Source organism: Paenibacillus kribbensis (genome assembly GCF_001705305.1).
GTDB classification, from domain to species: domain Bacteria; phylum Bacillota; class Bacilli; order Paenibacillales; family Paenibacillaceae; genus Paenibacillus; species Paenibacillus kribbensis_B.
Genome location: NZ_MCBP01000005.1, coordinates 185,079 through 199,277, shown reverse-complemented (window position 1 = coordinate 199,277; position 14,199 = coordinate 185,079). Strand labels below are relative to the sequence as shown.

Sequence of the window (14,199 nt, the reverse complement as noted above, 5' to 3'; positions counted from 1 at the left end):
CTCCCTCATTAATTATTGGACATGCAGAACCTCATTAAACACTTCCGTCAAATTATGGACCAGCATATCGGCAGAATACTTGTGTAAGGCATGCTGTTTGGCATTATGACCAAGCTCATTAAGCAGTCGATCATGATTAAGTAGTGTATTTAAATGATTAAATAGCAGTTCACTATTTCCAGCTGGAGCCAGAAGACCGGTAATACCATCCTGGATTAACTCAGAAACCCCACCAACATTCGTTGCGATCACTGCTTTTCCTGCCAATTGAGCTTCCATTACGGAGTAAGGCAGTATTTCATGAAGAGAAGGCAGGAGGAAAATACTAGTTTTATTCAATAAGGCAGGAATATCGTCTCGCTTCCCTAGAAAACGAATTTGCTGGTTCAGGCTCAGACGTGATGCAAGTTGCTGCATCTCTTCTGTCGCGTCGCCGTCACCCGCGATCCAGCATTCCCAGTCATTACGGACGTTAGACAACAAGGATAACGCATGGATAAGAATATCAAGTCCTTTTAAGCGAGTAATCCTTGCAGCGAACAAAATCACTTTTTTGCCGTTGGGAGGGGAAAAAGGAACGGGGTGTTGCATGTTCGCGTAAAAATCAGATATGTCTAATCCGAGTGGAACAACGCGAATATGTTCAGGAGCTACAGCATGTTTGCTGACCAAACTATTCTTCATGTAGTTACAGGAAACAATGGTTTGATCAGCAAACTTGGCACCCAATTGTTCCAGGAAGGAGTAATATTTTAACAACAGTCCATTTTGTTTTTCTAATTCCTCTGGAGGCCAAACAAACGATACCTCTCTTACAATATCCCCGTGGACAGAACCGATTAAAGGGGTTTTTTGGGGTTTTACTCGTGACAAGGCATAGGTTGCAATAACATCCTGGCTGTAAATCAGATCATATTTGTGCAAGTCAAGGTAGGCTAACGTTAATTCCAGCACGAATCGTTCTACCTCAATGTGGAAAATGGAATCCAACCTATGTTTAAAAAGCTGCTCATACAATGGTTTAGTCTTGGCTTCCAGCATCGGATGAAGATGATCGAACCTGTTCAATTGTTCTCCTGTAGTTAACATGTAGTATGAATCTGTATTGTTTTTTCCAAACAAATCCACTTCATGTCCCATTTCTTCAAGTTTTTTCTTGACTATCGTCATATAGTTTGAGACTCCACCCAAGTGAGGAAGAAGCCAGTTTGTTGCTAGTAATATTTTCATTTATTATTTCCTCATTTCCTGTGTAATAGCTATTCATAACACTATATGTTTTTAAGCTCAGAAGGTATGGTTGAGTGCCTTTCTATAAAGAAATAACTAAAGGTCCAAACCTATTGGTTTCATTATTCATATAAATTAGTATTCCCAAGAAAGGGGGGTGTGGTATTTGTCGGTTTTTCAATTAGTAGCAGATGCGAATGCCCGTATAGATTCGAGGTACATTAACAGCTTGGATGTTGTTATTCAAAATCCGGGCTCCAAAGTGTATGAAGCATTAATGATCGGCTATTGTGGAAACGATAGAGTACACCTGTCGCTTAATCAGATCAAAACAGTACCGCTCGTATGTTCCACGATCAATATTAACGATGTTAGAACCAGTTATCTGCCGTTTAGACTCGAAGTCATCACGAATATAAATCAGCCTGATTCAACGGTAATGGTTGTTTACGCAAAAAATGAAGGAAATCTTGTTGCCGTATTTACAGAACAAGACTTTGTACTCCTGGATCAATAGGTTGTAGAAGAAAGCGAGGGAGAATCTTTTGAAATTTTTATTTGTATTTTACTTATCCGGCGGGGGAATCGATCCGCTTAATCGTTATCGCTGTCAAGCTCTGAAAATGTACGGTCATGAAGGCCACTGCTTATATTATTCTCCCAGTCCCGCTCTGCATAACAATACAGATCATGAGGTTTTTGTTACGAATAGTGATGAAGAAATACGTGGAATTTTGAATACTAATGGATATGACTTCATTGTTGTGACAACAGACCATACCGCATTCCCACGGTTTCGATGTCTCGGATATACAGGGAAGCTTATTTTAGAAGTTCAAGGGTATGGTGCGAAAAATGCCGCACGTAGTGCCTTGTCAGGCGCCAGTGCTTGTGTAGCTGCCTACGCCTCCGGATTATTGAATCCCTGTACCCCGCATATCAGTGCTTTATATGAAGAATTTTTTTCACAAATCCCCAAATTTTATTTTAATAACCCATTTGACGCTGAACATTTTACGTATAAAGAGCTTCCTAAGCAGTCATCTCCGATCATTGCATGGATCGGCAGGGCAGAGGACAATAAAAACTGGCGCGAGTTTCTCGTGATCTGCCATTATCTTCTACAACATAAGCCGAATTTGCAATTCTGGATATATGAAGATCCGACCTTTACTCTAGAAAGTGAACGGAAAAACTTTTTGGAAACCATGGATCAGCTTGGGTTGACCCCTCATATCACCCTTCGCCATAACGTACCTCATGTCCAGATGATGGAACATTATTCAATGATTGGGGACTCAGGGGGGTTGCTGATCTCTACATCCAAGGAAGAGGGGGCCCCTTATTCTGTTCTTGAAGCGATGAGTTGCCGCTGTCCGGTGCTTTCTTCCGAAAAAGACGGAGTGATCAATATGATAACTTACGGACAAACAGGTAAATTGTACCCGCTGGGACAGGTCACGGTAGCTGTAAATGAAGCATTGGATTTAATGAATAATCAGATGGTCAGGGATTATATTATTCAGACGGCGCAAAAACATGTTGTGGCAAATTTTTCGCTTCATGCTTACGCCGAACACTTGACTAGTATGGCACGTGAGGTTGGTTGAGTGAGACACTGGGCAAAAGGGAACGCATCATATGAACTACATCGCAAGCCGGTGCCTATTGTTGTCAGGTGCGGGCTTTTTTTGATTTTCATAAAAAAACACTTCTGAACCTGATCGGATAAACCAAAAGGTTATTCCAATGAAGGTCCAAGAAGTGCAAATACTCCTGTTGTTTATGGATTTTCAAGACGAACGATACGTTGCTGGAGCTGGTCATGGTACTTGTGAAGCAGGAATTGGAATTCTTCCAATACATGATCACTCTTGCGATTCGTGACTGTGTTGGGATGCCCCCGATATTGATTTAGGGATTCATCTAGATAGCCCATTTCATAGCCTGCAAGCAGGATACGAATCCATAAATCCATATCGTGTGTGTAGGGTAGGCCTGGATCAAACATGCCAACATGCGCCAACACTTCTTTTCTCATCATCACCGCGCAGCCGTTAAGGGGATTTTGGAATTGAAAGCGTCGGCAAAGGTCGGCTTGGCTTGTTATTTTTGGCCACAATGCAGATGCAATTGTTCCATCCGGGTTAATGTAGTCACTATTGGAAAAGGATACATGAAGCTGGTGAGTGAGCATAAATGTCATTTGCTTCAACACTTTGTCCGGGTAAAATAAATCATCGGAACAGAGCCATCCGACATATTCGCCACTGGCCAAATGAAATCCGTGGTTAACGGCACTGGCAGTGCCGCCATTTTGTTTACCAATATATTGGATTGAACTCAGATAAGGTTGGAGTTTATCGGTGTGGATTGTTGAACCGTCATCAACAACGATAACTTCAAGGTTCGGATAAGTCTGAGCAAGCAGACTTTCTATGGAATAACTGATATAAGGACAATTGTAAAAGGGGATAATGATCGAAACTCTGGGCAGCAATGTAATTCATTCCTTTCCGGTTTGCTTATTTAGCTTACGAAAGGCATTTTTTAATGGTACATAGTATTATTTCTATTTATTGAAAATATGATAATGATATGTTTCTGTAAAACCTTCAATCATATTGAATTGGGGTCTCCATTTCAATTGTTGGCGTGCTTTAGTGTTATCTAGACAACTGTGCCGGATATCCCCTGGTCTGGAAGAGGTGTGAGCTGTGGGGAGTTTTGATCCGTGGAGCTGTTCAGCCAGTTCAATCAGTCTATTAATTGAAGTGCTACTGGAAGTCCCGATATTCAATGTCTGCTGCTTACCTAGTTTAACTGAGGAGAGATTTGCCTGTACAACATCTTTCACAAATACGAAGTCACGTGTTTGTTTGCCGTCTCCATGGACATTGAATGTTTCCCCAGACTGTAGCTTTTGTATGATTAGGGCTACCACACATCCTTCTCCTTTTACTGTTTGACGTGGTCCATATACATTGGCATATCTCAGATTGGTATAAGAGAGTCCGCGTAACTCATAAAATAAACGAAGATAATTCTCACCCACCCATTTAGAAAGTCCGTAATAGGAAGCGGGATGAATAGGATCGTCCTCAGAAAGCTGTGAACGCTGCAAATTGCCATATAACGCTGAAGAAGAAGAAAATACAATATGCTTAACTGAGGACGCATGGCAAGCGTCAAGGATATTCACTGTCCCGGAAATATTTACGTCTGCATCAAATTTTGGCTCCAGCATCGAACGATGAACCTCGGCCTGTGCGGCAAGGTGAAACACAATATCCGGCTTTTCACGCATGATGACTTGCCAGGCCTCATGGGTATTGATATCAACCTCGTGAACTACTGCATTCATTGGAACATTACTGTGAAGACCAGTTGAGAAGTTGTCAATGATATGCACTTTCGCGTGTTGTACAAGCAGTTCTTCGACCAGGTGAGATCCGATAAAGCCGGCTCCACCCGTTACAACAACTTTCATACGAGTTTCTCCTCCTTTCTTTATTGTATTCATATTCAACAGAGCTCGATTTGGACTGGTCTTATATAAGGGAACTCTCTTCAATTCTGCACTTTCCTCTATCTAGACGCCTGTACGCATGCAAGCTCGTTTTAGGTATCTATTTGTGCTTGCGCCTGCGCCTGCGCCAAGCTATGGAGCAACGCATAACATAGTGCGAGAGGGGATAGCAGCATATGGGCCTGTCATACTGGCATAAACAACGTGCGGGATGCATCTATCTCCGTAGTTGCTGGTAAGGTTCAAGCGCCGACCCGTTCAGGTATAAAAGGAGGGTGCGCTCGTGAAGGCTTTAGTCACCGGAGGAGCTGGATTTATCGGTTCCCAGTTGGTGCGTGCGCTTGCTGATTCGGGCATTCGAGTGCATGTGCTGGATAATCTGACGACCGGGAATGCCGCAAATGTGGACCCGCGCGCGGTCATGCATATTGGGGATATTCGCAGCTCCGAAACCCGGACGCTGCTGATTCGGGAAAGTCCGGATATTGTGTTTCACTTGGCGGCACAGGCGGATGTGCAGCATTCCATTTGCCGACCGGATGAGGATGCGGATGTGAATGTGCTGGGGACGATTCATTTGTTGCAGGTTTGTCATGAAGCCGGTGTAGCCAAATTTATATTTGCGTCTACATCCGGCGTATACGGAGAACTGGAAAAGCAATGTATTCAGGAAGACGATCCCACGGAGCCGATCTCGGGCTATGGGTTGTCCAAGCTGACCGGAGAGTCGTACATTCGGCTTTTTCATCGCTTGTACGGTATGAACTATACGATTTTGCGTTACGGAAATGTGTATGGTCCTGGTCAGGCGTCGAAGGGAGAGGGGGGCGTAGTCGCTCTTTTTATGGAGAGGCTGAAAAAAGGCAGCCCCTTGCTCATTCACGGAGACGGAACACAAACCCGCGATTTTGTGTACGTCAAGGATGTAGTCAGAGCGAATATGGCGGCTATACGTGCTGCTGATCAACGCACGGTACATGTAAGTACGGGGAGAACGACATCCATCAATCGACTGGCTTATGATTTACTAAGGCTGCACGGTTCGTCCGTCCGCCCCGTATATTCACCTGCACGGGCGGGAGATATTCACTATAGTTGTCTTAGTAACGCAGTCGCCCGCCATTGGCTTCGTTGGGAGCCGCTATACGGCATCTCTGCCGGTCTAAAGGAAACGTATGCGAGCAGCATGGGTTCAGGAGAAAAAGGAAGGTAGTGATTAAGCGCGCGAATCAGGAAGAGGCTGAACGATAAAATTCAGCCTCTTTTTATTATTTATACGGTTCATTCAGATTGATGACAAGCAAGCAAAGGCATGTCCACTATACATAGTTATGAATCATAACGCCTCTCCTGATAAAAGCTCCATTGAGTGGCTAAACAAGATTTTCGCTCAATGACCTCGGTATTCACCAGCACCTGCGTATGATGCTCCTGGTTTTGATTGAGCTTCTCCATAAGCAAGCTTACAGCTGTCTGAGCCAAAACATCCTTTTTCACATGAATGGTAGTGAGCTCAGGGCTGATGACCTTGGCCTCATGAATATTATCAAACCCCATAACGGAAATTTGCTCAGGTACTCGAATATTCATTTCCTGAAACGTTTTAATTGCGCTAATCGCCATGTAGTCATTTTCACAAAACAGGGCCGAAGGAAGCTCCGTTAATTCTTGAATAGCTGCTTTGAAAGAATCCTGTGACATCACAAGCATGGGATGCATATTAAAGGTTAGACTATCATCTATGGAAAGATCATGTTCCTCTAAAGCCGCCATAAATCCTTCCTTTCGTTTCTTAAAGTTAAGGATTCTGGTACTGGATTGCACGTATCCTATTTGTCTGTGTCCAGACTGAATTAAATATTGGCCTGCCTGGTACCCGCCAAGATAGTTATTAATGGATACAAAACTGGCGTCGATGTGTTCAAAGCAAGTATCCAGAATAACGATATTGGTATGAATGGATTGTATAGAATGAATAATCTCGGAAGTTAAATTGGTGCCCAGCAGAAGCACTCCTGAGGAGGGCTGATCCTTTTCCAGGGCAGACAATTCCTCTTCAAGGCTGTGACTATCAAAAGACGAAAAAATAAGAGTATTTCCATGGTTTCTCACCTGACTGGTAATATGATGAATTAATTCATTAAAAAAAGGAAGTGACTCGTATTGCTCGGTCACGATACCTGTATTTTTGCATGCAACAAAACGAATCACATGGTGATTTTTAGTGAATTCTTTATTTGACTTCATGGTCCGTGGTCTATATCCATGCTCTTGGGCAATTTTTAAAATATGCTCCTTGGTTTCTTCGCTAACACCGGGTTTGTTATTAAAAGCAAGAGAGACGGCCGATTTTGAAACACCGGCAAGTCTGGCAATATCATCAATTTTCAACGTGTAACCTCCTATTGGACTAAACTATATAAAGTATAACATTATTTTAATGTAAATTTCATTTTATAAACTAAACTAAACTAAATAAAGATAGTTATAAAAATGAGTTGACCATTTATGATTTGTAATGGTAGTATTCAATTGTAAAGCGCTTTAATTTAGTTTATTTTATGTGTTACCATCTAAATTAATATCGTTATTTAGTTTTTTTGTTAGTGGGTAGGCTTAGGGCAAGAAAGGAAAGGTGATTTATTTGAATTTAAGTATTGCTGAAAATCAAAGATATTTTACACAAGAGGACAAGCCTTTCTTTTATTTGGCGGATACCGTCTGGAGCGCGTTTACCAACGCGACGATTGAAGAGTGGAGCGATTACCTGGACTATCGAAAGATGCAGGGCTTCAACGTTTTGCAATTCAATATGCTCCGACAATGGGACGCAAGTGAATCGGATTTGAATCTGCAGCCGTTTGCATTACTGGAAAATGGAGATTTTGACTACCACACATTAAACGCGGCCTATTTTGACCGGGCAGAAATCATGATACAGATGGCTGTAGAGCGCGGATTTGTTCCAGCTTTGGTGCTTCTGTGGTGTAACTATGTGCCGGATACATGGGCTGAAATGTTCCAAAAGGACAATAAAATGCCGCTGGATTGCGTTGAAAGCTATGTAACGTATGTTGTAAACCGCTATTCCCGGTTCGAGCCTGTATATTTGATCAGCGGGGATACTGATTTTCCTACAGAACGTGCGAATGCGTACTATTTGAAGGCGCTGGAAACGGTACAGCAATTAAGCCCGGCAAGCTTAACTACACTGCATATCCAAGGAAGATTGAGGGAAATTCCTGAAATCTTTGAAAAACACAAGGGTCTTGGATTTTATATGTATCAATCAGGACATAATTCCCAGTTTCAACATGTAGCCCACGAGATTGCCCAGCACTTTTATCATAAGCCAGGAATACGCCCGATCATCAATGGAGAACCTTGCTATGAACAGATCAGTTACAGCCGCAATGTGTATGGTAGATACACTGCGCTGGATGCCAGAAAAGCGGCATGGCAAAGTCTTCTTGCAGGCGGGGGAGCGGGAATCACCTACGGAGCGCACGGGATTTGGAGCTGGCATAAAAAAGGCAAGAAGTTCGGCATTGTAGAAGGGGAGGGCTTTGATAGTCCCTATGATTGGAGAACAGCATTGCGTTTTGAGGGCGCATGGGATTATTCCTTTATAAAATATTTGTTTGAAATGTATAACCTGATCGGCATGAAGCCGCTGGATATTGTTTTAAACAAGACAGAGGAGATCAGAGCGGCGGGGAACGAGAATACCATCGTCCTGTATATCCCGGTCAACACGAAGGTGCGACTAAGTATCAACGTGCAGGACTACAAGTTTACAACTATTGATTTAGCGGAGAGACGGTTTGCACAAACGGAGGTATATGTCCAGGCTGATCAATCCGTCATAGATATGCATAATTTTGAAAGTGATGTTGTGATCATCGGAACGAAATAAAACAGCCATGATCGTGGGTAAGCTTGCAGGTGGCATAAGCGCCATCATTATTGCCGCGATTGCAAGCCCGAATATCACCAATAAGAAAATAGAAAACGCATCCATGAAGGAGTGATCATGATGGATTACAAAAAGACGGCTAGAGAAGTGCTAAACTCGGTTGGGGGAAACGAAAATATAAACAGTGTCATTCACTGTGTGACTCGGCTGAGATTCAAACTGAAGGATCATCAATTGCCTGATAAGGAACAAATCAAGCAGATTGACGGTGTGATTACTGTCGTAGAAAGCGGCGGCCAATTCCAGGTGGTTATTGGTAATGAGGTCCCCAAGGTTTATGAAGCTCTTTTGGAGACGATGGGCGTAAAGCCGGATCAGGCGAATCAAGAAGAGCAAAGCAATGAGAAATCCAGTTTATTCAGCCGATTTGTCGATGTCATCTCAGGCGTGTTCATGCCCGTTGTTGGTGTGCTCGCCGCTGTGGGGATTCTAAAAGGACTGTTGGCCTTATGCACATCCCTGGGCTGGATGACGGATCAGATGGGCACGTATAAAATTTTATATGCGACAGCAGACGCTATGTTTTATTTCTTTCCGGTTATTCTAGGATTTTCAGCAGGTAAAAAATTTGGAGGAAACCCGTACCTGTCTGCTGTTTTGGGGGCCGCCTTGGTGTATCCGACCATGACTGCCGCCTTTACGGATAAAACGGCGCTTTCCTTTTTGACCATACCTGTCGTTCTGATTAATTATACTTCTTCTGTTGTACCTATCATTATTGGAGCATTTTTGGCAGCTAAGGTTGAAAAAATGATAAGCAAGTATGCACCTGCCTCCATTAAAATGTTCATTGTGCCTTTTCTGACCTTGGTCATCATATCACCGATTGTTTTTCTGGCTGTCGGGCCGATAGCAACTATAATCAGCGATGGGTTAGCTAATGGCTCCATGTGGATTTACCATTTAAGTCCGGCTGTGGCTGGTCTCGTTCTGGCCGGGTTCTGGCAGGGCATTATTATCTTCGGTCTGCATTGGGCGTTTATTCCAATTCTCTTGAATAATGTAGTTACGAACGGGTTTGATCCGATTAACGGGATGTTGTTCTGTACTACTTTTGCTCAAACCGGTGCGGCCTTTGCCATTGCTTTGAAATCACGTGACCCTAAATTAAAACCTATTGCCACTTCTGCTACAATTGCGGGGGTGATGGGAGTTACGGAACCAGCTATTTACGGGGTTACGCTACCTGCCAAAAAACCGTTTATTTTAGCTTCCATTGCCGCAGGTATAGGGGGAGCCACAGCAGGTTTTCTGGGATCAACGGCATATGGTTTTGCCTCAGGCGGGGTTTTTGGTATTCCGCTGTTCATTAATCCAAAAGGTATAGATGCAGGTTTCATCGGCTTTATCATATCTTTGGTTGTGGCTTTTGTACTCGCATTTATCCTGACCTATCTTTTCGGCTATAAAAATGCTAAACCTGCGCCTGAGATTAAGGTTGCAGATGAAAGCAAAGCGGAGGAAAAAGTGGTATTCAGTCCTCTAAACGGTGAATTGATCCCTTTAACCGCAGTAAATGATGAGGCTTTCTCCAGCGGTTCGATGGGTCAGGGAGCGGCCATTATTCCGAAAGATGGGGCGGCTTATGCGCCGTTTAACGGAACGGTTGTTACTGTTTTCAAAACAAAGCATGCCATTGGACTTATTTCTGAGGATGGCGTCGAACTGCTCATTCACATCGGAATTAATACGGTGAGCCTGAAAGGTAAGCATTTCACTTCTTTTGTGTCTGAAGGGGATACCATTCAAAAAGGGGACAAGCTGGTTGAATTTGATCCAGAGGCTATAGCAGATGAGGGATATGATACCACCACATCTGTCATTGTAACCAATACAGCCGTGTACACGGATATCAAAGTGGAAAATACAACTGCTATTCAAGCTGGAGATCGCTTATTGAATATTAGATAGAGTCCATGCATTTGGAGAGGACGAACCGAAGTCAAATCGGATGGCATGTATACGAAGCGCCAGGGAAGCTCGAAGACAGTGAGCTTCCCTGGCGCTTCGTGCCGATGAGGGCGGTGGGGAAGTTACCTCACACCTAGCGAGTTCATCATGCAACGGCAGGCCATTTCCGTATAAGGCTCACGTAAATGCGGTGCTTCCGCAATGGCACGGTATAGCCAGTATTCAGCCTTCTGCCATTGCTCATTGTGCCAATTCACACTAAACTTAAATAGCATTTATGCTAAAGCTTTTATTCTTAGCATCCACCCATCCGATACTCACATTACAACCAAGTTCATACTTAAGCATATTGCCCAGTTCTTTTTGAGCAGAAAGCATGTTATCCATATTGGTATCAGAAAAGCCGTCAATCGGAAAGAAAACATTTTTGGATTGAGTAGTGATTTTTCCCTCTTCACTTTGTCTCCATGTCCATCTTCTCGTTCTCACTGAGTTACCAGTAGCATACACAATTTCATTCTTATCTACCGACTCAATCTCTGTACTACCAAATGGAAGGAAATAATCTTGCCCCTCTGAAAAGCGCAAAGTCATTTCTCCATTCATTGTATCAATGTCATGTGCACCAATCGGAATTTTATATTTAAGTGATACGGCATTGCCCAAATCAACTGCCGTGTTAATGTTTGGTATACCTTTCCCCTTAGATATTCTCGTCAATAATGCTTCGATAGAACACATGTATTTATTTGGATTTACATTAAGTTTACGGAAAGCCTCTCGGTAGCATAATACCGATTCTATTTCTTTCACATTCACTCCTTCAAGAGAGGATTGACACAAAAGCATATTTTCCTCCAAAAGCTTTTGAATCTTCAAATTTTGCACAGTATTATCTATTCCATGTGCAATTACAACGGCAAAACAAACTGTATCAAGTGTTTCAAAAACCTTGTCTTCTACTAAGAATTTCATAAAAACCTCCTAAAATAAATGAATAAGCAAAAACCATACAGCAGGAACTAGCAAAGATGGCAATAGATTAAATGTTCGAAATGACTTGATTTTTAATATAGATAACCCGGAAGCCAAAATAAGAAAACCTCCAATAATGGAAATTTCCGTCATAAATTCAGGTGTAAGGAATGGTGCAACTTGATGGGCAAGAAGAAAAATACTCCCCTGCCAGATAAACAATACCAATGCGGACAAGGCAATACCTATTCCATAAGTTGAAGCCAACACAAGAGAAGTAACTAAATCCAATGCCGCATTAGTAAACAAATAAGTGTCGTTCTGATGAAGTGCGCTTTCAATCGGTCCGAGAATAGACAAGGTTCCAAGGCAGAAAAGCATAATAGCTGTTGATAAACCTTGTCCAAGATCAGTTTTGGAGTATTTTTCCACGAGTTTATTAAATTTGCCATCCAGTTCTATAGCCGTACCTAAAATGCCACCAATGGCAAGACTTACAATAAACAAAACAGGATAGGTGCTGTTGGACATATTTTTTATGACAGCATGTATGCCCAGACCTGTTGCTGCAAGTCCCATTGCATCATAAAGAATGTTCTGATATTTTTCTTTAAGTCCTTTTCTTATTACACTACCCACTATACTTCCCACAAGAATTGTGCCGATATTTACAAATGTTCCAATCACTAAGGTTCTCCTTTCAAAAAAGTAACTATAAAGATTTTAAACTCTCTAGTTGCTAGAGGGTCAAGTGGTCAACTTGTACCGAAGTTGTTTTTTTGCAGAAAGGAGGGCTGCGCATGGCAACTACGCGCAATAATTTTTGGTGTTCTTGCTTTGCCCTTCGGAGGCTTTCTGATAGAATATGCCTTGAAAACGTCCTGTCCTATATCGCCAATCCGAAACTGAAAAGCAAAGGCAATTTCAAGCACTACGGACAATGGCAGGGCGGCAATAAGCAGCCGATATTTCAAGAGCGCCTAAAGGCACAAATTGATGTTTTTCCTGCAGAAAAGCCGCCGGATATGAAGGCATTCTTCCATGCAATGGCTGTGGCTGGATATGAGGTAAAGCATGAGCGCGGTGGCGCAATGTAATGTTGTTATAATAGCTTTATAAGCAAGGAGGTATTGAAGAATGTCAGATAAAGATCATAAAGGATCTGGCAAAAAGGCCCTTTTAACCATTGGAGAAATGGCCCGGCTCTTTCACATGAATATCCGCACACTTCGATATTACAATGAACTCGGTATCCTAAAACCAGAATATGTAAATCCAGATACAAATTATCGCTACTATTCTACAAATCAGTTTGAGCGTTTGAATACAATAAAATATTTGCGTGCTTTAGATGTGCCACTAGAAAAAATATCTAATTTTTTTGATGAAAAAGATGTGAATACCATTTTGTCTATTTTTATGGAGCAGCGTGAGAGTGTCTTAAAAAAGCAAAAGCAATTAGCACAAATTGAAAAGAAAATTACAAACCGTATTGAACAGATAGAAACCGCTCTATCAGCATCATATGGTCAAATCATAGTCAAGTATTTACCACAAAGAGGGATTGTATTATTAGAGAAAAAATTCACCCTTGCTGATGATTTAGAACTTCTTATTCGGGATTTAAGTAAAGAGCATTGTCTAGATGATGCCATTTTTCTTGGAAAAGTTGGTGTATCTGTTAGCCAGCAGGATTTGATCGAAGGACAGTTTACACATTTTTCATCTATTTTTGTGGTCGTTGAGGCTGAGGAAGGTTTCGAAGATAAAGATAGCGTATTGTCGGAAGGCTCTTATGCAACTGTTCAATATAGGGGCACTCATGAGGATGCTTCGCCGTATTACACTTTGCTGCTAAATTATCTTAAAGATTCTGGCTTTCAAATTAAAGGGGATTCTGTAGAAATTACCATAATTGATACTGGGATGACAAATGATTACAATAAATTCGTGACGGAATTACAAATACCATTCCAATAATCAAGTACCAAACAAGTACCCAAATATATAAATATAATCTGCCTTTCGGTAAATAAAAAAACCGTTGTTGTGGCAGAAGATACATTGCGTCTAAATCATATTAAGTTAGCCAAGCAGCGGTTTTGATAAATGACATCAAAGCCGCTGTTTTCTTGCATACTGTAAGGCTTAATATATGCCATTTTAAGAACACGGCGGTATCAAAGGAGGATGTGCATAAGGCCGCTATGGAAACATAACGTCCATTGACAGAGCTCCAAAAGAGGGCTGATCCGATTTCAAGGTCAACGTTTGAGATTAGATTGGTAAATAATACGCTCATCGCTTTTTGTACACTCCCCTCATACGATGTAATGATAGTAGATGCGTATCCATGCTATAGCGAATCGGACAAGTTAACAAAGCCAAAAGTGTATTTTCGTATTCACATTTTAGACATATTTTTTTAAGCTTCTATTTAAGTGACATTAAGCTAAGGCTATATGTGTGGGCTTATTATTAGAATTTAAAAGTGTGGCATGAGATGGGGGAGACCGCTCCGCGAAGGTTTTGAGCTTCCGATCGCTGTTGCAGTGGGATTCTTCTTTGATTAAATAAG

At 42.0% G+C, this 14,199-nt stretch carries 14 protein-coding genes; 7 read left to right on the top strand and 7 right to left on the bottom strand.

All coding sequences use genetic code 11. The features are described 5' to 3' along the window. Positions 1 to 12 precede the first annotated feature (12 nt). A complete protein-coding gene (locus BAZ21_RS11865; protein ID WP_068500423.1) occupies positions 13 to 1,230 on the bottom strand; it encodes a glycosyltransferase family 4 protein in 1,218 nt (405 codons plus the stop codon). 166 nt (positions 1,231 to 1,396) lie between these two features. On the opposite strand from BAZ21_RS11865, the gene BAZ21_RS11860 reads away from it, so the two are divergent. Both BAZ21_RS11860 and BAZ21_RS11855 read left to right on the top strand, forming a co-directional pair. Continuing rightward, complete coding sequence (locus BAZ21_RS11860; RefSeq protein WP_068500421.1) at positions 1,397 to 1,747, top strand: hypothetical protein; 351 nt, start codon at positions 1,397 to 1,399, stop codon at positions 1,745 to 1,747. A gap of 28 nt (positions 1,748 to 1,775) precedes the next feature. Then, positions 1,776 to 2,840 carry a glycosyltransferase family 4 protein gene (locus BAZ21_RS11855; protein WP_068500419.1) on the top strand — a complete coding sequence of 355 codons (1,065 nt, stop codon included), beginning with the start codon at positions 1,776 to 1,778 and terminating at the stop codon, positions 2,838 to 2,840. A 173-nt stretch (positions 2,841 to 3,013) separates the two neighbouring features. Here BAZ21_RS11855 and BAZ21_RS11850 read toward each other — a convergent pair whose 3' ends face one another. Together BAZ21_RS11850 and BAZ21_RS11845 are read right to left on the bottom strand one after the other, a co-directional pair. Beyond that, positions 3,014 to 3,730: a glycosyltransferase family 2 protein gene (locus BAZ21_RS11850; protein ID WP_068500416.1), complete on the bottom strand. Its 717-nt coding sequence runs from the start codon at positions 3,728 to 3,730 to the stop codon at positions 3,014 to 3,016. 72 nt (positions 3,731 to 3,802) lie between these two features. Then, the gene (locus BAZ21_RS11845; RefSeq protein WP_068500413.1) at positions 3,803 to 4,720 is read right to left on the bottom strand and encodes an NAD-dependent epimerase/dehydratase family protein; all 918 of its coding nucleotides are present in this window, start codon (positions 4,718 to 4,720) and stop codon (positions 3,803 to 3,805) included. Between the two features lie 322 nt (positions 4,721 to 5,042). Between BAZ21_RS11845 and BAZ21_RS11840 the strand changes: the two genes are divergently transcribed. Continuing rightward, positions 5,043 to 5,972, top strand: a complete 930-nt coding sequence (locus tag BAZ21_RS11840) for an NAD-dependent epimerase/dehydratase family protein (RefSeq protein ID WP_068500410.1) — start codon at positions 5,043 to 5,045, stop codon at positions 5,970 to 5,972. 116 nt (positions 5,973 to 6,088) lie between these two features. On the opposite strand, the gene BAZ21_RS11835 is transcribed toward BAZ21_RS11840, so the two are convergent. Next, positions 6,089 to 7,150, bottom strand: coding sequence for a LacI family DNA-binding transcriptional regulator (locus BAZ21_RS11835; RefSeq protein ID WP_068500408.1), 1,062 nt, complete (start codon positions 7,148 to 7,150; stop codon positions 6,089 to 6,091). A gap of 244 nt (positions 7,151 to 7,394) precedes the next feature. On the opposite strand from BAZ21_RS11835, the gene BAZ21_RS11830 reads away from it, so the two are divergent. Both BAZ21_RS11830 and BAZ21_RS11825 read left to right on the top strand, forming a co-directional pair. Then, on the top strand, positions 7,395 to 8,675 hold the full coding sequence (locus tag BAZ21_RS11830; protein WP_068500405.1) for an apiosidase-like domain-containing protein: 1,281 nt from the start codon (positions 7,395 to 7,397) through the stop codon (positions 8,673 to 8,675). Positions 8,676 to 8,795: 120 nt separating this feature from the next. Then, positions 8,796 to 10,646: a beta-glucoside-specific PTS transporter subunit IIABC gene (locus tag BAZ21_RS11825; protein ID WP_068500401.1), complete on the top strand. Its 1,851-nt coding sequence runs from the start codon at positions 8,796 to 8,798 to the stop codon at positions 10,644 to 10,646. A 122-nt stretch (positions 10,647 to 10,768) separates the two neighbouring features. Here the strand turns inward: BAZ21_RS11825 and BAZ21_RS28970 are convergent, their stop codons facing one another. From BAZ21_RS28970 to BAZ21_RS11815, 3 genes are read right to left on the bottom strand one after another with little or no spacing between them, the layout of a single operon-like run. Then, positions 10,769 to 10,921 carry a hypothetical protein gene (locus BAZ21_RS28970; protein WP_176718142.1) on the bottom strand — a complete coding sequence of 51 codons (153 nt, stop codon included), beginning with the start codon at positions 10,919 to 10,921 and terminating at the stop codon, positions 10,769 to 10,771. Continuing rightward, on the bottom strand, positions 10,911 to 11,621 hold the full coding sequence (locus BAZ21_RS11820; protein ID WP_068500396.1) for a B3/B4 domain-containing protein: 711 nt from the start codon (positions 11,619 to 11,621) through the stop codon (positions 10,911 to 10,913). Before BAZ21_RS11820 ends, BAZ21_RS28970 begins: the two co-directional genes overlap by 11 nt. Positions 11,622 to 11,630: 9 nt before the next feature. Beyond that, complete coding sequence (locus tag BAZ21_RS11815) at positions 11,631 to 12,308, bottom strand: DUF554 domain-containing protein (RefSeq protein ID WP_068500392.1); 678 nt, start codon at positions 12,306 to 12,308, stop codon at positions 11,631 to 11,633. Positions 12,309 to 12,421: 113 nt separating this feature from the next. On the opposite strand from BAZ21_RS11815, the gene BAZ21_RS11810 reads away from it, so the two are divergent. Both BAZ21_RS11810 and BAZ21_RS11805 read left to right on the top strand, forming a co-directional pair. After that, complete coding sequence (locus BAZ21_RS11810; protein WP_068500388.1) at positions 12,422 to 12,718, top strand: hypothetical protein; 297 nt, start codon at positions 12,422 to 12,424, stop codon at positions 12,716 to 12,718. 40 nt (positions 12,719 to 12,758) lie between these two features. Next, the gene (locus BAZ21_RS11805; RefSeq protein ID WP_068500384.1) at positions 12,759 to 13,601 is read left to right on the top strand and encodes a MerR family transcriptional regulator; all 843 of its coding nucleotides are present in this window, start codon (positions 12,759 to 12,761) and stop codon (positions 13,599 to 13,601) included. Positions 13,602 to 14,199 lie beyond the last annotated feature (598 nt).